The sequence below is a fragment of the uncultured Jannaschia sp. genome (assembly GCF_947494025.1).
Taxonomy (GTDB): Bacteria; Pseudomonadota; Alphaproteobacteria; order Rhodobacterales; family Rhodobacteraceae; genus Jannaschia.
Genome location: NZ_CANLTQ010000002.1, coordinates 428,828 through 445,002, shown reverse-complemented (window position 1 = coordinate 445,002; position 16,175 = coordinate 428,828). Strand labels below are relative to the sequence as shown.

General features: G+C 70.7%; 15 protein-coding genes. 5 read left to right on the top strand and 10 right to left on the bottom strand.

The features are described 5' to 3' along the window. Nucleotides 1-161 precede the first annotated feature (161 nt). The 6 genes from glyS to ilvC form a co-directional block, all read right to left on the bottom strand. Entirely contained in the window at nucleotides 162-2,318 is a 2,157-nt protein-coding gene (gene glyS / locus Q1B08_RS05855) for a glycine--tRNA ligase subunit beta (protein WP_299816086.1), read from the bottom strand. 3 nt (nucleotides 2,319-2,321) lie between these two features. After that, nucleotides 2,322-2,852, bottom strand: coding sequence for a DUF6446 family protein (locus Q1B08_RS05850; RefSeq protein ID WP_299816084.1), 531 nt, complete (start codon nucleotides 2,850-2,852; stop codon nucleotides 2,322-2,324). A gap of 72 nt (nucleotides 2,853-2,924) precedes the next feature. Next, nucleotides 2,925-3,629 carry an FkbM family methyltransferase gene (locus Q1B08_RS05845; RefSeq protein ID WP_299816082.1) on the bottom strand — a complete coding sequence of 235 codons (705 nt, stop codon included), beginning with the start codon at nucleotides 3,627-3,629 and terminating at the stop codon, nucleotides 2,925-2,927. A 66-nt stretch (nucleotides 3,630-3,695) separates the two neighbouring features. Further along, nucleotides 3,696-4,628, bottom strand: coding sequence for a glycine--tRNA ligase subunit alpha (locus Q1B08_RS05840; protein ID WP_299816080.1), 933 nt, complete (start codon nucleotides 4,626-4,628; stop codon nucleotides 3,696-3,698). A gap of 219 nt (nucleotides 4,629-4,847) precedes the next feature. Next, nucleotides 4,848-6,296 carry a TrkH family potassium uptake protein gene (locus Q1B08_RS05835; RefSeq protein ID WP_299816363.1) on the bottom strand — a complete coding sequence of 483 codons (1,449 nt, stop codon included), beginning with the start codon at nucleotides 6,294-6,296 and terminating at the stop codon, nucleotides 4,848-4,850. Nucleotides 6,297-6,448: 152 nt separating this feature from the next. Further along, a complete protein-coding gene (gene ilvC / locus Q1B08_RS05830; RefSeq protein ID WP_299816078.1) occupies nucleotides 6,449-7,471 on the bottom strand; it encodes a ketol-acid reductoisomerase in 1,023 nt (340 codons plus the stop codon). Between the two features lie 132 nt (nucleotides 7,472-7,603). Here ilvC and Q1B08_RS05825 point away from each other — a divergent pair, with 132 nt between their 5' ends. The 3 genes from Q1B08_RS05825 (at nucleotide 7,604) to Q1B08_RS05815 (ending at nucleotide 9,719) form a co-directional block, all read left to right on the top strand. Then, nucleotides 7,604-8,059 carry an Lrp/AsnC family transcriptional regulator gene (locus Q1B08_RS05825; protein ID WP_299816076.1) on the top strand — a complete coding sequence of 152 codons (456 nt, stop codon included), beginning with the start codon at nucleotides 7,604-7,606 and terminating at the stop codon, nucleotides 8,057-8,059. Continuing rightward, nucleotides 8,056-8,520, top strand: coding sequence for an Lrp/AsnC family transcriptional regulator (locus tag Q1B08_RS05820; protein WP_299816074.1), 465 nt, complete (start codon nucleotides 8,056-8,058; stop codon nucleotides 8,518-8,520). The genes Q1B08_RS05825 and Q1B08_RS05820 overlap by 4 nt, the downstream gene beginning before the upstream one ends. Before the next feature lie 71 nt (nucleotides 8,521-8,591). After that, the gene (locus tag Q1B08_RS05815) at nucleotides 8,592-9,719 is read left to right on the top strand and encodes an aminotransferase class V-fold PLP-dependent enzyme (protein ID WP_299816072.1); all 1,128 of its coding nucleotides are present in this window, start codon (nucleotides 8,592-8,594) and stop codon (nucleotides 9,717-9,719) included. Nucleotides 9,720-9,725: 6 nt separating this feature from the next. Here the strand turns inward: Q1B08_RS05815 and Q1B08_RS05810 are convergent, their stop codons facing one another. Both Q1B08_RS05810 and Q1B08_RS05805 read right to left on the bottom strand, forming a co-directional pair. After that, a complete protein-coding gene (locus Q1B08_RS05810) occupies nucleotides 9,726-10,910 on the bottom strand; it encodes an FAD-dependent monooxygenase (RefSeq protein WP_299816070.1) in 1,185 nt (394 codons plus the stop codon). Beyond that, entirely contained in the window at nucleotides 10,907-11,566 is a 660-nt protein-coding gene (locus tag Q1B08_RS05805; RefSeq protein WP_299816068.1) for a pyrimidine 5'-nucleotidase, read from the bottom strand. Before Q1B08_RS05805 ends, Q1B08_RS05810 begins: the two co-directional genes overlap by 4 nt. 106 nt (nucleotides 11,567-11,672) lie before the next feature. Between Q1B08_RS05805 and Q1B08_RS05800 the strand changes: the two genes are divergently transcribed. Next, entirely contained in the window at nucleotides 11,673-12,290 is a 618-nt protein-coding gene (locus Q1B08_RS05800; protein ID WP_299816066.1) for a GntR family transcriptional regulator, read from the top strand. A 4-nt stretch (nucleotides 12,291-12,294) separates the two neighbouring features. Here Q1B08_RS05800 and Q1B08_RS05795 read toward each other — a convergent pair whose 3' ends face one another. Together Q1B08_RS05795 and carA are read right to left on the bottom strand one after the other, a co-directional pair. Further along, nucleotides 12,295-14,328, bottom strand: coding sequence for a glycosyltransferase family 2 protein (locus tag Q1B08_RS05795; protein WP_299816064.1), 2,034 nt, complete (start codon nucleotides 14,326-14,328; stop codon nucleotides 12,295-12,297). Nucleotides 14,329-14,393: 65 nt separating this feature from the next. Continuing rightward, nucleotides 14,394-15,545 carry a glutamine-hydrolyzing carbamoyl-phosphate synthase small subunit gene (gene carA, locus Q1B08_RS05790; protein ID WP_299816062.1) on the bottom strand — a complete coding sequence of 384 codons (1,152 nt, stop codon included), beginning with the start codon at nucleotides 15,543-15,545 and terminating at the stop codon, nucleotides 14,394-14,396. Between the two features lie 177 nt (nucleotides 15,546-15,722). Between carA and Q1B08_RS05785 the strand changes: the two genes are divergently transcribed. Continuing rightward, nucleotides 15,723-16,175 carry a GatB/YqeY domain-containing protein gene (locus Q1B08_RS05785; RefSeq protein WP_299816060.1) on the top strand — a complete coding sequence of 151 codons (453 nt, stop codon included), beginning with the start codon at nucleotides 15,723-15,725 and terminating at the stop codon, nucleotides 16,173-16,175.

Here is a 16,175-nt window from a genome sequence, read left to right as displayed (position 1 = left end):
TCCGCCTCCCGAAAACACGACCGATTACTTGTGTTACGGCTGTGTTATGCCTGTGTTACGGCTGTGTCACGACCGTGGGTCACGCAGGGTCGAACGGACAGGCGAGCGTTGCCGGGAGGACCCGGCGCCGGCGGGCCCGATGGCCCGCGATACGGGAGGGCTCAGGCGGCGATCCGGGTCAGGTCGGCGATGCGGGTGCCGGCGCGGACGATCTCGGAGATCAGGTTGAGCCGGTTGCGCCGCAGGATCGCGTTCTCGGCGTTGACCTGCACCGCCTCGAAGAAGGCGTCGACGGGGCCGCGCAGCGCGGCGAGCGCGGTCATGGCCGCCGGGTAGTCCTCGGCCTCCATCGCCGCGTCGATGCGGGGGCGGGCCTCCGCGATGGCATCGAAGAGGGCACGCTCCGCGTCGGTCCCGGCAAGCTTGCGGTCGGCGCCGAAGCTGTATTCCACGCCGTCGGCCGCCTCGGCCTGCGCGAGGATGTTGGCGGCCCGGCGGTAGAGCTGGATCAGGTCGGCCCCGTCCTCGCTCGCGAACATCGCGTTCAGCGCACGGGCGCGGGCGACGAGATCGGCGAGGTCGTCGGTGCGGTCCCCGGTCAGGCAGGCGTCGATCACGTCGTGTCGGACGCCCTCGTCGCGGAGATGGACCTTGAGGCGGTCGTGGAGGAAGGCAAGGAGGCTTGTTTTGTCAGGGTCAATCCAAACTTTGTCAGCATCTGCAGTCGCAAGATCCGTCCATAGCGGCTCACACTCGAACCAACGGCCAAATCCTGCATTCGCCAAATTCCAGAATGCGCCGTCGACCGGCCCTTCTTCTTCAGCATTCAAACGTAGCTGAATGCTGTTGCTGACAATTAGCTGAATGACCCCAAGCGCCGCCCGCCGCAGCGCGTAGGGGTCCTTCGATCCGGTCGGTTTCTCGTCGATCGCCCAGAAGCCCGCCAGCGTGTCGAGTTTGTCCGCCAGCGCCACCGCCACGCTAACCGGGGCGGTCGGCACGTCGTCGGAGGGTCCGAGCGGCGAATAATGCTCCTGCGCCGCCGCCGCGACCTCGGCGGGTTCGCCGGCGGCCTCGGCGTAATACCGCCCCATAAGCCCCTGCAATTCCGGGAACTCGTAGACCATTTCGGAGGACAGGTCGGCCTTCGCTAGACGCGCCGCGCGTTCGGCCAAGTCGGGATCGGCGCCGACCGAGGGCGCGATCTCGCGGGCGAGCGCGGCGATGCGGTCGATGCGGTCGCGCTGGGAGCCGAGCTTGGCGTGGAACGTCACGTTTCCAAGGGCTTCGAGCCACTCCTTCATCCCCGCGCGGGCCACGCGGAGGTCGTTCTCCCAGAAGAACTTGGCGTCGGCCAGCCGGGCCGAGAGGACGCGGGTGTTGCCGTCGAGGATGGTCGCGCCGTCATCCGCCGTCTCGCGGTTGGCGACGGTGACGAAGCGGGTGATGCGGCCGTCGCGGTCGCGGACCGAGAAGAACTTCTGGTGCTCCTTCATCGAGGTTTGCAGCACCTCGGGCGGCAGGTCGAGATAGTCCTCGGCGATCTGTCCCATCAGGACGACCGGCCATTCCACGAGGCCCGCGACCTCGGCCAGAAGCGCGCGGTCCTCCACGACCTCCAGTCCGGCGGCGAAGGCGCGGTTGGTGGCGTCGTGCCAGATCGCCTCGGCCCGCTCCCCGGCATCGAGGATCACGTGGGCGCGCTTCAACTTCGCCGCGTAATCCTCGAAGGACGTTACCCTGATCTCGCCGGGCGACATGAAGCGGTGGCCTTCGGTCACGTTCCCGGCGACGAGGCCGTCGATCTCCAGCGGGACCACCTCGGCCCCGTCCTCGCGCGTCATCACGCAGAGGATGCGGCGCAGCGGGCGGACCCAGCGCAGGCTGCCCGTGCCCCAGCGCATGGATTTGGGCCAGGGGAAGGTGCGGACCGTCGTCTCCAGCACCTCGGCCACGATCTCCGCGGCGGGGCGGCCGGGGCGGGTGATCCTCGCGACGTAGACCCGGCCCTTCTTGTCGTCCTTCACGGCGAGGTCGTCGCGGGCGAGGCCGGTGGAGCGCAGGAAGCCCTCGACGGCCTTCTCCGGCGCGTCTGTGCGGGGGCCGCGACGCTCCTCCGTGGTGGTCGGGCTCGCCTCCGTCAGCCCTTCCAGCGCGAGGGCGAGGCGGCGCGGCGTGGCATGGGCGACGGCGCCGGCATAGGTCAGCCCGGCCTCCACCAGCCCGTTCGTGACCAGCCGCTTCAGGTCGTCGGCGGCGCGGGCCTGCATGCGGGCGGGGATTTCCTCGGAGAGGAGTTCGATCAGGAGGTCGGGCATGGTCTAGAGGCTCCCCTCGACGAGCGGTTGGAACGTGTCGCGGTCCGGGCAGGACGGGCCGGTGGGCGTGCCGTCATAGGCCCGGTCGCCGCAATCGTTGAGCTGATGCCAGGCCCAGCCGCGCCCGTCGGCGGCGAGCGCCACGATGCGGTCCACGCCGTATTGTGCGTTCGGGTAGCCGGTATAGGCGGTCGCGGTGCCGTCGGTCAGCAGGGCGTCGATCTCGCCCGCGTCGAAGCAGTCGAACCAGCCCGGCGCGATGGTCGGCGCGGCGTCGGTGCGGGGTTCAGGCCGGAGGTCGGCCAACGCGCCCGGTTCGTGGGTGAAGCAGGCGCGGAAGCCGAGCGGCGAGGCGGGCGAGGCGATGGCGCGGATGTCCCCGGCGAGAAGGGGCGCGACGCCCCCCGCCCCGGCGAGGGTGAGCGTCACCGGCCCCTCGACCGGCGCGTAATAGGCCCGCGTCTGGGCGTACCAGATGCCGGCGCCCACGAGGAACGTGGCGCCGAGGATGAGGATGACGGTGATCTTGCCCAAGCCCTGCGGCCCCCTGTGTGACGGGGGCGGGCTACACCGCGCCCCGCCGGGGGGCAAGCGATGGGCGGGGCCTCAGATCCAGTCGAGATTGACCTTGCGGGCGGGGTAGGCCGCGGCGATCTCGCGGCGCATGGCGAGAACGTCGCGCCGCCGGTCGGGGAACTTGCGCTGATGCGTCTCGACCAGGGTGCAGGCGATCTTGTTCAGAAGGCCCGCCGCGTGGAGCGTCGGCAGGAGGTCGAGCTCGCTGCCCTCCACGTCGAGCTTCAGGAGTGCGAGGCGGCCGGGGGCGCCCTTGAGCGGCGGGGGAACGGAGCCGGCGGCGAGCGCGGCGATGAGTTCGGGCAGGGACAGGACGTCCACCTCCACGTCGTGCGCCCCCTCCGTGTCGGCGTCGCGCTTGCCGGGCAGGAGCGTCGAGGAGGTGGTGGCGGCCAGCGCGTCGCCCGCGAACCGGCTCGACCGGCGCAGGGTGGCCCGCGCGCGGGTCACGCCGACGGCGGCATGGACGGCGTGGGCGGCCGGATACGGGGCCAGGCGGCGGGCGAGCGTGTCGAACGCCAGAGGGTCCGGCTCGAAGGCGAAGACCGTCGCGCCGGTTTCGGCCAGCGGCTCGGCGACGTCGCCCACGTTGGCACCGCAATCGAGGGCCACGTCGCCGGGGCGGAGCTGCGACAGGATGCCGTCGAGGAGACCGCGCGCGGTGGCGCGGCGCAGGCGCTGCCCGAGGCGCCGGGCCTGCCGCTTCGCGCGGATGTCGTCCGTGATCGTGCTCATCCGCGCGCTCCCCCCTGTGCGTGGGCGCGTTTTAGCGCGACGGGGCGAGGAATGGGTTAACGGCGCTCAGGCGGCGTGGTCGTGGCCGCCGGCGCGGGTCAGGAGGAAGGCGTCGGCGCAGGCCCTGGCGAGTGTGCGGACCCGGCCGATATAGCTCTGCCGCTCCGTCACGGAGATCACGCCGCGCGCGTCGAGCAGGTTGAACAGGTGGGAGGCCTTGATGCACTGGTCGTAGGCGGGCTGCGCCATGACGATGTGGCGGCCGGTCTTGGGGTCGGTGGCGGGCTGGTCGAGGATACGGCGGCACTCGGCCTCGGCGTCGCGGAAATGCTGCTCCAGCATCGCGGTGTCGGCCACGTCGAAGTTCCAGCGCGCGTATTGCGCCTCCGCCTCGCGGAACACGTCGCCGTAGGTGAGCGGGATCGGCGCGTCGGGGGCATTGAAGGGCATGGCGTTGCCGTCGTCGGCGCCCAGCACGTACATCGCGAGGCGTTCGAGCCCGTAGGTCAGCTCCCCCGAGACGGGGTGGCAATCGTGGCCGCCGACCTGCTGGAAGTAGGTGAACTGCGACACCTCCATGCCGTCGCACCACACCTCCCAGCCGAGGCCCCAGGCGCCGAGCGTCGGGCTTTCCCAGTCGTCCTCCACGAAGCGGATGTCGTGGAGCGCCATGTCGATGCCGATGGCCGCGAGCGAGCCGAGATAAAGCTCCTGCAGGTCGGGCGGGCTGGGTTTGATGATGACCTGATACTGGTAGTAGTGCTGCCAGCGGTTCGGGCTGTCGCCGTAGCGGCCGTCGGTGGGACGGCGCGAGGGCTGCACATAGGCCGCGGTCCAGGGCGTGGGGCCGAGCGCGCGCAGCGTGGTGGCCGGGTGGAACGTGCCGGCGCCCACCTCCATGTCGTAGGGCTGCAGCACCGCGCAGCCCTGCGCGGCCCAGTAGGATTGCAGCCGCAGGATGATCTCCTGAAACGATCCGGGCGTGTCGGGACGGGTCATCGGAGGGCCTTTCGAACGATCGCGACGCGTCTATGCGGCCACGGTTTCGGCGTCAACGCGGGCCGCCCCGCGCTCCAAGGGTGGCACGACGGGCGGCACGACGCGACGGTCGCGCGGGCAGGGGACGGGGCGGCGCTCCCGCGCCCGTCGCTCCGGGCGCGCGACGGCGATGTCGGTGGCCCGGCGGCGCGGCCGAGTATGCCCTCGTCGGGTCGCCGCTCAGGTTCGCCAGAAGCCCGGCGTGAAGAGCACGTAGACCACCACCAGCTCCAGCCGCCCGATCAGCATCGCGGCCGACAGGAGCCATTTCGCCGTGTCCCCGAGGGAGGCGAAGTTGCCCGCCGGCCCGATGACCGGCCCGAGGCCCGGCCCGATATTGGCCACCGCCGTCGCCGCGCCGGAGATCGAGGTGACGAGATCCAGCCCGGTCATGGCGAGCAGCACGGAGAACACGCCCAACGTCACGACGAAGAGGACGAAGAACGCCATCACGGAGGACAGCACGTCCTCGCTCACCGTGCGGCCGTCGTAGCGCGCGCGGAAGATGCCGTGGGGGGAGTGGACGCGGCGGATCTGCGCTTTCGCGGCGGCGAAGAGGATCTGGTAGCGGAAGATCTTGACCGAGCAGGAGGTCGAGCCGGCGCAGCCCCCGATCAGGCCGCAGAAGAAGAAGAGCGCGATGATGAACCCGCCCCATTGCATGTAGTCCACGGAGGCGTAGCCCGTTCCCGTCAGGATGGAGGCGATGTTGAACATGGCCTCCCGGATCGCGCGCTCGAACCCGTAGCCGTCCACGATCATCAACGCCGCCGCCACCGTGAGTATCAGCACGCCCGCGGTCGCGAAGAAGGCCCGCACCTGGCTGTTGGTCAGGAGGGGCCCGGCATGGCCGCGCACGAGCTGGATGTAGAGCACGAAGGGCAGCGCGGCGGCGAGCATGAAGAACGTGGCGAGGTATTCGTGCAGGCCCTGGAACGCCGCGAAGCTCGCGTCGTAGTTCGCGAACCCGCCGGTCGAGAGCGTGGTCATCGCGTGGACGATGGCGTCGAACCCGTTCATCCCGGCGGCCGCGTAGCTGAGCGCGCAGAGAATCGTCGCGCCGATGTAGATGGTCGAGATCAGGCCGCTGATCTGCGCGGCGCGCGGCAACACCTTGCCCAGCGTGTCGAAGGCCTCGGAGCGGAACATCTGCATGCCGCCGACACGGAGTTCCGGCAGGAACACCATCGCCATGACGATGACCCCGATCCCGCCGAACCATTGCAGGAGCCCTCGCCAGAGCAGGATGCCCGCCGGCAGGTCGTCGAGCCCGACGATCACCGTGGAGCCGGTCGTCGTGAACCCCGACATCGCCTCGAAGAAGGCGTCGGTGTAGCTCAGGTCCGGCGCGCCGATCATCAGCGGCAGGGCGGCGAATATCGGCAGCATGAGCCAGACGCCGGTGGTGAGCATGAAGGTCTGTTGCAGGCTCAGCCGGTCGCGCACCCCGTTGGAGCACGAGAGCGCCAGCGACATGCCGAACACGAGGGTGATCAGCCCGGCCTCGGCGAAGACGGGCCAATGGCCGTTCCCTTCGATCAGGTCGGCGCCGAGCGGCAGGATCATCGCCCCGCCGAGCATCACGAGCAGAAGACCGATCACGTATCCGACGGGGCGCACGTCCAGCATCGCGACGGTGTCGGGCGGGGTCGCGGCGCTGTCAAGCGTAGCGACGGACCCGCCGCGATCGCCGTCGCGGCGGGCCCGTGTCGTGTTCGGTGTCGTGTTCCGTGCCCGGGCAGCCGCGTCGACGCAGCCGCCCGGTGTCATGGGCGGAGCCGTCAGTTCCGCGTCTTGTCGACCATCTTGCCCGAGGAGATCCACGGCATCATCTCGCGGAGCTTGGCGCCGACCTCCTCGATCTGATGCTCGTCGTGGAGGCGGCGGGTGGCCTTGAACGAGGGCTGGCCCACGGCGTTCTCGGTCATGAAGTCGCGCACGAAGCGGCCGGACTGGATGTCGGTCAGAACCTCCTTCATCCGCTTCTTCGTCTCATCGTAGGGCAGGATGCGGGGCCCGGAGACGTATTCGCCGTACTCGGCCGTGTTCGAGATCGAGTAGTTCATGTTGGCGATGCCGCCCTCGTAGATCAGGTCCACGATCAGCTTCACCTCGTGGAGGCACTCGAAATAGGCCATCTCGGGGGCGTAGCCGGCCTCGACCAGCGTCTCGAAGCCCATGCGGATGAGCTCCACCATGCCGCCGCAGAGCACGGCCTGCTCGCCGAAGAGGTCGGTCTCGCATTCCTCGCGGAAGTTCGTCTCGATGATGCCCGAGCGGCCGCCGCCGATGGCCGAGCAGTAGGACAGCCCGATCTCGAGCGCGCGGCCCGACGCGTCGTTGTGCACGGCGACGAGGCAGGGGACGCCGCCGCCCTTCGTGTACTCGCCGCGGACGGTGTGGCCGGGACCCTTGGGCGCCATCATGATGACATCGACGCCGGGCCTGGGCTCGATCAGGCCGAAATGGACGTTGAGGCCGTGGGCGAAAGCGATGGCCGCGCCGTCGCGCAGGTTGTCGTGGACGTGATCGCGGTAGGTCTTGGCCTGCAATTCGTCGGGCATGGTGAACATGATCAGGTCGCACCAGGCCGCGGCCTCCTCGATGCCCATGACCTGCAGGCCCTCGCCCTCGGCCTTGGCGCGGGACGGGGAGCCCTCGCGCAGCGCCACGGCGACGTTCTTCGCGCCCGAATCGCGCAGGTTCAGCGCATGGGCGTGGCCCTGGCTGCCGTAGCCGAGGATGGCGACCTTCATGTCCTTGATGAGGTTCACGTCGCAGTCGCGGTCGTAGTAAACGCGCATGGGTCTCTCCCGTTGGTTCGTTTCGCCGCGAGTGGTAGACCGCCGTTTTCGCGGATGCGAGAAGCGAAGCGGCTGGATCGGGTCGCGGATCGACGGTATCCATTCGCCCGAACGCGGTATTCGGTGATATTCATGCTCGACGATCTGGACCGGCGGCTGCTGCGGCACTGGCAGGCGGCGCCGGAAATGGCGGCGGCGGAACTCGGCGCGCTGCTCGAACTTCCGGCGGCGCGGGTCGCGCGGCGCATCGAGAAGCTTCGCGAGGCGGGGATCGTGCGCGGCGTGCGGGGCGTGATCGACTGGGTCGCGCTCGGCTATTCGGTGGAGGTCTCGCTGCGCTTCCAGCTGGAGAAGTCGGTGCCGGGCGCGTTCGATGCCTTTCTCGCCGCCGCCCGCGACGTGCCCGAGGTGACGCAGATCCAGACCTTTCTGGGCCGCGTCGATGTGCGCCTCGTCGCCATCGCGCGGGATCTCGCGCATTGGCAGACGCTCTATCGCGATCGCATCCTCGCCCTGCCGCATATCTCCGAGATCGAGGCGCTGATGCATGTCGCCACGGTCAAGACCGACCAGAACCTGCCGATATGAACGGGGGGACGGAGATCGACGCGACCGACCGCGCCATCCTGCGCGTGGTGCAGGCCAACGCGGCGCTTTCCGCCGGCGCCGTCGGCCGGGCGGTCGGGCTGTCGCAGCCGGCGGCGTGGCGTCGGATGCGGCGGCTGCGCGATGCGGGGATCCTTCGCGGCCGGGAACTCTCGCTCGATCTGGACAAGCTCGGCTTCGGCGTGACCGTCTTTCTCGGCATCAAGCTCGCCGCGAAGGGTCGCGTCGGCCTCGACGATTTCGAGCGCGCCGTGTCCGCCATCCCCGAGGTGCGGCAGGTGGAGCATGTGCTCGGCCGCTACGATTACCGCCTGCGCGTGACGGCGCGGGATCTGGCCGATTTCGAGCGCGTGCTCCGCCGGCGGATCATGGCCTTGCCCGGGATGGGCGAGATCGAGTCGAACGTGATGCTGAGCGAGGAGCGCCTTCCCGGCCCGCTCTGAGACCGTCGGACCCCTTTGCGCCCCGGCGGTTGCCGTGGAACAAGGCGGGCGACAGCGACAGGAGCATCCCGATGGCACTTCTCGACGACGTGGACCCGCAGGGTCTCGACGAGTTCTCCGTGGTCTTCACCGACCGGTCCCTCAACCACATGTCGGCCGCCTTCCAGGGGGTGATGCGCGACCTCCATGCCGGATTGTGCGAGGTCTACGGCGCGGCGCATGTCGCCATCGTGCCGGGCGGCGGCACCTACGGGATGGAGGCGGTCGCGCGACAGCTCGGGCAGGGGGCGCGGGCGCTGATCGTGCGCAACGGCTGGTTCTCCTACCGCTGGTCGCAGATCATGGAAGCGGGGGCCTTTTCCGGCGGCACCGAGGTGATGAAGGCCCGCCAGACCGGCAACGACCCCCATTCGCCCTTCGCGCCGCCGCCCGTCGCGGAGGTCGTCGCGCGCATCCGGGAGACGAGGCCCGACGTGGTGTTCGCGCCGCATGTGGAGACCTCCGCGGGCGTGATCCTGCCCGACGACTACATCGCCGCGATGGCCGGGGCCGCCCACGAGGTCGGCGCGCTGATGGTGCTGGACTGCATCGCGTCGGGCTGCATCTGGGTCGACATGGAGGCGACCGGCGTCGATGTCCTGCTGTCCGCGCCGCAGAAGGGGTGGAGCGCCTCGCCCTGCGCCGGGCTGGTGATGCTGTCCGAGCGGGCGGTGGAGCGGGTGCGGGCCACGACCTCGGACAGCTTCGCCATGGACCTGAAGAAATGGCTGTCCATCATGGACGCCTATCTGGGCGGCGGGCACGCCTATCACGCGACCATGCCCACCGACGCGCTGCGCGACTTCCGCGACACGCTCGCGGAGACGCGGGACGTGGGATTCGCGGCGCTGAAGGCCGCGCAACGGGAGCTCGGGGACAAGGTCCGCGCGATGCTGACGACGCACGGCATCCGGTCGGTCGCAGCCGAAGGCTACGGCGCGCCGGGCGTCGTGGTCAGCTACGCTCCCTCCGCCGAGGTGCAGTCGGGAAAGGCGTTCGCGGCGCACGGCATGCAGATCGCCGCGGGCGTGCCGTTGCAGGTGGGCGAGCCCGAGGGCTTCGCGACCTTCCGCATCGGGCTCTTCGGTCTCGACAAGCTGCGCGACGTGGACGGGACGGTGGCGCGGCTCCGGGGCGTGGTGGACAAGGTCTTCGCCTGAACCCCGTCAGGCGCCGAGGCCCAGCCGCATGATCGCGCGGCGCAGCGGGGGCAGGTCGTGGAGCGCGACGATCCCCGCGCGGCGCAGCGCCTGCACCGGGGCGAGGCCCGCGAGCGAGGTCCGGTTCAGCAGGTCGATCCCGGCCATCCGCAGGGCGACGTCGGCGCGCCGGTCGCGCTCGTAGCGGGCGAGCATGTCGGGCGCACCCGGCTCGCCCGTCGCGGCGAGATCGCGAATCGCGGCGACGTCCTTGAGCGAGGTGTTCAGGCCCTGCGCCCCGATCGGCGGCATGGCATGCGCGGCCTCCGCCGCGAGCGCGAGCCGCCGCGCCGTCCAGCGCTCCGCCAGCACGGAGACGATGGGCCAGGCGGCGCGGGGCGAGGCGAGGGCGAGGGCGCCCATCGCATCCGCCGACCGGGCCTGCGCTTCGGCGAGGAACGCGGCGTCGGAGAGCGTCATGCGCCGGGTCTGCGCGCGGGCATCGTCCATCCACACGATCGCGGAGCGATGGCCGTCATCGCCGGATGCGAGCGGCACCAGCGTGAACGGCCCGCCGGAGGCATGGACCTCCGTGGACACATCGCGGTGCGGCGCCTCGTGGGTCACGGCGAAGGTGATCGCCGTCTGGCCGTAATCCGCGCGCCGCGTTCTGATCCCCGCCATCTCCCGCAGGGGCGATTCGCGTCCGTCGCAGGCGAGGACCAGCCGGGCGGTCACCCGCATGCCGTCCGCGAGCGTCACCCGCGCGGCGGCGTCGCGGACGAAGAGCGCGGTCGCCGAGGTGCCGAAGCGCGTTTGCACGTTGGGCAGCGCCCCGATCCGGTCGAGGAGCGCGCGTCGCAGCACGGCGTTCCGGACGTTCCAGCCGAACGGCGCATCCGAGATGTCCCGCGCCTCGAAGTCGCGCGCGACGGGCGGCGCGGCGGCGGCATCGACGATGCGCATGGTCCAGAGCGCGGTCGCCCCGGGGGCGAGCCCGTCCCAGACCCCGGCACGGTCCAGAAGGTCGCGCGCGGGCTGCAGGAGCGCGGTGGTGCGGAGGTCGGCGCCGGGCGCGTTCGCGTCGACCACCGGGGCGGCCGGATCGACGAGGAGGACGCGATGTCCCTCGGTGCCGAGCGCGGCGGCCGCGGCGAGTCCCGCCGGGCCCGCCCCCGCGATCAGGATATCCGTCTCCGTGTCCGCCTTCATGCGGCGGATATAGCCTGCCCGGCGGCGATGTCCCGAAGGAACGCGGCGAGGTCGTCGGTGTGGTGCCGCACATGGGGCGCGGGGTCGCGGACGGGGGCGACATGCACGGTGACGACGCCGAGCTCGTGCGGCACGGCGAGGTTGCGGACGCTGTCCTCGAACATCGCGGCGGCCATCGGGTCCAGCCCGTCGAGCGCGAAGACGCGGTCGAACGCCGCCCGGTCGGGCTTGGGGACGTGGTCCGCATGTTCCACGCCGTAGACCGCGTCCCAGAGCCCGCCGAGGCCGCGCGCCGCCAGCACCCGTTCGGCATAGGGCGCGGTGCCGTTGGTATAGATGATCCTGCGCCCGGGCAGCGCGGCGAGCGCGGCGCGCAGGCGCGCGTCGGGAACCAGCACCGAGAAGTCGATGTCGTGCACGTCGGCGAGGAACGGGGCCGGATCCTCCCCGTGCTCCCGCATGAGACCGGCGAGCGTGGTGCCGTGGTCGTGCCACCACCGGGCGCGGAGCGCGTCGGCCTCGGCGGGCGTCACGCCGAGCCTGGCGCGGATCCACGCGCCCATCCGCGCCTCGATCTGCGGAAACAGGGGCGTGGTCGGCGGATACAGCGTTTCGTCGAGATCGAAGATCCAGGTTCTGACGTGGTCGAAGGTCATGGCCCGTCTGGTGGCCGCCGGCGCCGGTCCAGTCAAGCGCGGCGGTTGCGCGCACCCGATCCCCCCGCTAGCGTCCGGCGCGCGGCAGGGCACCGGGGAGGGGTGAATGGACGCGCATGCCCTGATCCTCGACGCGATCGACAGCGGCACGTACCGGCCCGGCGACCGTCTGGTGGAGATCGAACTCGCCGAGCGGTTCGGCATGTCCCGCACGCCGGTCCGCGAGGCGCTGCAACGGCTGGAAACGCAGGGCGTGCTGCGCCGCGACGGGCGGTCGCTCATCGTCGCGACGCTGAGCCACGACCAGATGGCCGAGCTCTACGCCGTGCGCACCGAGCTCGAGGCGTTGGCCGCGCGGCTCGCCGCCAAGCACGCCGCGGCGGAGGAGGGGCGGGTGCTGGCGCGGATGGTGGACGAGGACGCGGCCTTTCTCGGCGACGCGCGCGCGCTCGCCCGGGCGAACCGGCGCTTCCACCGCCAGATCCACCTCGCCTCGCACAACCGCTACCTGATCCAGCAGCTCGACATGGTGCACCGCTCCATGGCGCTGATGGCCACGACATCGCTCGCCGCACCGGGGCGCGGCGAGGTGGCGCTGGCGGAGCATCGCGACATCGTCGAGGCCATCGCGGCGGGGGACGGGGACCGGGCGGCGGACGCGCTCCGGAGCCACCTCAGCTCGGCCTTCGAAACGCGGCTTCGGGAGGAGGCGCGGGCGTTCTGACCCCTCAGCCGCCGTGGCCCGCCCGCGGCACCGCCGCGATCGACCCCTTCGCGACCGTCCGTTCGAGCGCGTAGATCTCCGCCGCGGCGGCCCCGCCGAAGGCGCCGTGCTCGGTCTTGTCCCAATGGAAGGGCCGGAGCGCGATCTCGATCAGCGCGCGGATGACGGCCAGCGTGGCGAGCGGGAAATACGCCTCCATCGTCGGAATCCACCAGCGCAGGTGGCGGTGGTGCGGCGCCGCGCAGCCGATCGAGGTGACGGTGATCGACAGGAGCGTGGCCGAGATCATCAGGATCGCCATCGCCACGATCCCGTCGCCGGGCAGCCAGTCGAGGATCGGGTGTCGCCAGCCGAACATGATGGCGAGCGTGGACCAGAGCGTCGGCATCAGGAGCGCGTTCAGGATCGAGCCGAGGAACAGCAACTGCAACCCGAAGAAGCGCTTCGGGCCCAGATCGGCGATCAGCGCGGCGGGGTTCCGCGTGTGGACGGCCCAGGTGAGGATGTAGCCCTTCATCCAGCGGGACCGTTGCTTGACCCATTTGAAGGGCGCGGCGTTGGCTTCCTCCAGCGTGGTGGTCCCCACGAGCTCCGTGCGGTAGCCGCGCCGCGCCAGCCGCACGCCCAGATCGGCGTCCTCGGTGACGTTGTGCGCGTCCCAGCCGCCGACATCCTCCAGCGCCTCGCGCCGGAAAAAGAGCGTGGTGCCCCCGAGCGGCACGACGAGCCCCATCCGCGCGATCCCCGGCAGGACCAGCCGGAACCAGTTCGCGTATTCGATGGTGAAGCAGCGCGACATCCAGTTCCGGTTCGGATTGTAGTAGTCGAGCATCCCCTGCAGACAGGCCACGTCCGGCGGCGCGGTCTGGAACCGGCCCGCCACGATCATCAACTGGTCCGGCGCCGGCGCGTCCTCGGCGTCGTAGATGCCCACGATGGATCCGCGGGCGAAGTTCAACGCGTAGTTCATCGCGCGGGGCTTGGTCTGCGGATAGCCGGGCGGCACCGCGATCACGCGCATCCAGATCGGCAGGTCGGCGCGGGCGAGAGCCGTCATGGTCTCGGTATCGGCTTCCTCCACGACGAGGCAGATGTCGAGAAGCTCCCGCGGGTAGTCGATGCGGGAGAGCCGCGCGGTCAGCTCGGCGGCGATGCCCGGCTCGCGGTTGAGCGGCACCAGGATCGAGATGCAGGGCAGCTTGCGGGCCGCCGCCTCCACCGGACGGACGGAGACGAAGGGGGCGGTGGCGCGGTGCATCGTGACGGCCGCCGCGACCCGGAGCGCGAGGTTGCCCAGCATCACGGCAAGGCCGAGCGCGGTGGCCAGGCGCAGCGCTTCGAGCGGCCACCGGATCGTGGCGTAGAGGATCGCGACGAGCATCAGCGCGAGGACCGCCGCGCCGGGCCGCGCCCGCCACAGGCGGCAGCTCATCCCCCGCGGCACCCGGCATTCCGCGGCGCGAGCTAGGGCGGGCCCGTGAACCTGCTGCATGCGGGCGTCGAGAACGGTGTCGGTGACCACGGCGAAAAGGCAGGGACCGATCTCCGGCGGGATCGCGGCGCGCAACTCGTCCGCGTTCTCGGGGCAGGACGTCGCGATCACGGTCCGTCCGCCGACCCGGCCCCAGGGCAGGGCCCGGAATTCCAGCGCCACAGACAGCGGCAGCTTGCGCGCGAGCCGGTCGGACGAGACCGAGCTTCGGGGCGCAGGGCCGGCCCGGCCCATCGCGCGCTGCTCGCCGAGGGCGTCGGCCAGAACGTCTTCCGAGACGAGCCCGCGGCGGAGCAGCACGTCGCCCATCCGGGCCGAAAGGCGACGCTGCAGGATCAGGGCGCGGGCGAGGTCGGACGGGGAGATCGCCCCCATCTCCATCAGGATCTCGCCCAGCTTGCGGCGCCGCGCGCCGGTCGGACGAGCATCGGCAGCGGTCGCGCGGCGCGGGATCGGAGGAGGCGCTCCGGTCGGTGCGTCGACGAATCCGCCGACATCCCCGTCGGGGGGCGCGAAGACCGGGTTGTTCGCGGGGCGGGCGGGCATGGCGGGCCTTGCGCAAGGACGCACGGTGCCTATGCCGATAGGGTTAACGAAGCTTTAAGCGCGTCTCAGCGTGTGCGGGCATGCGCGTCCATCGCCGCCGCGAAATCATCGAAGAGATAGGTGCTGTCCTGCGGTCCGGGGCTCGCCTCCGGGTGGTACTGCACGGAGAAGACCGGGCGACCGGACAGGCGGATGCCGCAGTTCGAGCCGTCGAAGAGCGAGACATGCGTCTCCTCCACGTCCGAAGGCAGCGATTGCGCGTCGACGGTGAAGCCGTGGTTCATCGAGGTGATCTCGACCTTGCCGTCGGCGCGGCGTTGCACGGGGTGATTGGCGCCGTGATGGCCGTGGTTCATCTTGATCGTCTTCGCGCCGAGCGCCATGGCCAGCATCTGATGGCCGAGGCAGATGCCGAAGACGGGCAGGCCCGTTTCCACCATTTCGCGGATCACCGGCACCGCGTACTCGCCGGTGGCCGCGGGATCGCCCGGCCCGTTCGTCAGGAACAGTCCGTCGGGCGCGAGCGCGCGTACCTCCTCCGCCGTGGCCGTCGCGGGCAGCACGGTGACCTCGCTTCCGGTATGGGCGAGGGAGCGCAGGATGTTGCGCTTGGCCCCGTAATCGATCGCGACGACGCGATGGCGCGGCGTCCCCAACCGGCCGAAGCCCGCGGGCCAGGCCCAGCGGGTCTGGTCCCAGCGATAGGATTGCCGGCAGCTGACCTCGCGGGCGAGATCCATGCCGACAAGGCCGCGGAACGCGCGGGCCCGGGCGACCAGCTCCTCAATATCGAAGCGGCCCTCCGGATCGTGGGCCAGCGCGACATGCGGCGCGCCCTGCCGGCGGATCGCGCGGGTCAGGCGCCGGGTGTCCACGCCACCCATGCCGATCCGCCCGCCGCCGGCGAGCCAGTCCTCGAGCCTGCGCGTCGTGCGCCAATTCGAAGGCTCGGTCGGATCCCATTTCAGGATCATTCCGGCGGCCACCGGCTCCGCTGCCTCGTCGTCCTCGGGATTGGTGCCGGTGTTGCCGATATGGGGAAAGGTGAAGGTGACGACCTGCCCGGCATAGCTCGGGTCGGTCATGATCTCCTGATAGCCGGTCATCGCGGTGTTGAAGCACAGCTCCGCCACCGCGACGCCCGTCGCCCCGAAACCGCGGCCCTTGAAGATCGTCCCGTCGGCGAGGGCGAGGCAGGCGGTGGGGGTGAGGGACATCGGAACTCTCCGGGGCTTCGGCGAACGCGCGCGCAAACTCGCGGGCTTCTAGATAAGGGCTGCGGATGCGTCAACACGCCGTGAGCCCGGCGGGCGCGCCTTTGCGGGAAAGATTGCCGCTGCCGGCGCGCTGCGTTAAGGGTCCCGGCCTGACCGATGCGATGCGAGGCACATGCGATGGACATGCGGGAGCGGCTCAACAGGCGGCTGAAGGAAGCGATGCGCGACAGGGACCAGCGTCAGGTGGGCACCCTCCGGCTCATCAACGCGGCGCTGAAGGATCAGGACATCGCGCTCCGCGGCGAAGGCCGGACCGTCGGCGATGCCGAGGCGCTCGCGATCCTCGCCAAGATGGTCAAGCAGCGGCAGGAAAGCGCGCGCGCCTACGAGGAGGCCGGCCGGCTCGAGCTTGCCGAGCAGGAGCGCGCGGAGATCGGCATCATCGAGGGGTTCCTCCCGCGCAAATTGTCCGAAGCGGAGGTCGAGGCCGCGGTGGATCAAGCCATCGCCGAGTCCGGTGCGACTTCGGTGCGCGACATGGGCAAGGTGATGGGGGCGCTGAAGGCTCGTCATGCCGGGCAGATCGACTTCGGCGCGGTCGGGCCGATGGCGAAGGCGCGTCTGAGCTGA

What these genes read in the sequence shown, in the direction of transcription:
- Q1B08_RS05820 (WP_299816074.1), top strand. Translation starts at nt 8,056, where the DNA reads ATGAACGGGGGGACGGAGATCGACGCGACCGACCGCGCCATCCTGCGC.
- ilvC (WP_299816078.1), bottom strand. Translation starts at nt 7,471, where the DNA reads ATGCGCGTTTACTACGACCGCGACTGCGACGTGAACCTCATCAAGGAC.
- Q1B08_RS05785 (WP_299816060.1), top strand. Translation starts at nt 15,723, where the DNA reads ATGGACATGCGGGAGCGGCTCAACAGGCGGCTGAAGGAAGCGATGCGC.
- carA (WP_299816062.1), bottom strand. Translation starts at nt 15,545, where the DNA reads ATGTCCCTCACCCCCACCGCCTGCCTCGCCCTCGCCGACGGGACGATC.
- glyS (WP_299816086.1), bottom strand. Translation starts at nt 2,318, where the DNA reads ATGCCCGACCTCCTGATCGAACTCCTCTCCGAGGAAATCCCCGCCCGC.
- Q1B08_RS05810 (WP_299816070.1), bottom strand. Translation starts at nt 10,910, where the DNA reads ATGAAGGCGGACACGGAGACGGATATCCTGATCGCGGGGGCGGGCCCG.
- Q1B08_RS05835 (WP_299816363.1), bottom strand. Translation starts at nt 6,296, where the DNA reads ATGCTGGACGTGCGCCCCGTCGGATACGTGATCGGTCTTCTGCTCGTG.
- Q1B08_RS05800 (WP_299816066.1), top strand. Translation starts at nt 11,673, where the DNA reads ATGGACGCGCATGCCCTGATCCTCGACGCGATCGACAGCGGCACGTAC.
- Q1B08_RS05795 (WP_299816064.1), bottom strand. Translation starts at nt 14,328, where the DNA reads ATGCCCGCCCGCCCCGCGAACAACCCGGTCTTCGCGCCCCCCGACGGG.
- Q1B08_RS05845 (WP_299816082.1), bottom strand. Translation starts at nt 3,629, where the DNA reads ATGAGCACGATCACGGACGACATCCGCGCGAAGCGGCAGGCCCGGCGC.
- Q1B08_RS05815 (WP_299816072.1), top strand. Translation starts at nt 8,592, where the DNA reads ATGGCACTTCTCGACGACGTGGACCCGCAGGGTCTCGACGAGTTCTCC.
- Q1B08_RS05840 (WP_299816080.1), bottom strand. Translation starts at nt 4,628, where the DNA reads ATGACCCGTCCCGACACGCCCGGATCGTTTCAGGAGATCATCCTGCGG.
- Q1B08_RS05805 (WP_299816068.1), bottom strand. Translation starts at nt 11,566, where the DNA reads ATGACCTTCGACCACGTCAGAACCTGGATCTTCGATCTCGACGAAACG.
- Q1B08_RS05825 (WP_299816076.1), top strand. Translation starts at nt 7,604, where the DNA reads ATGCTCGACGATCTGGACCGGCGGCTGCTGCGGCACTGGCAGGCGGCG.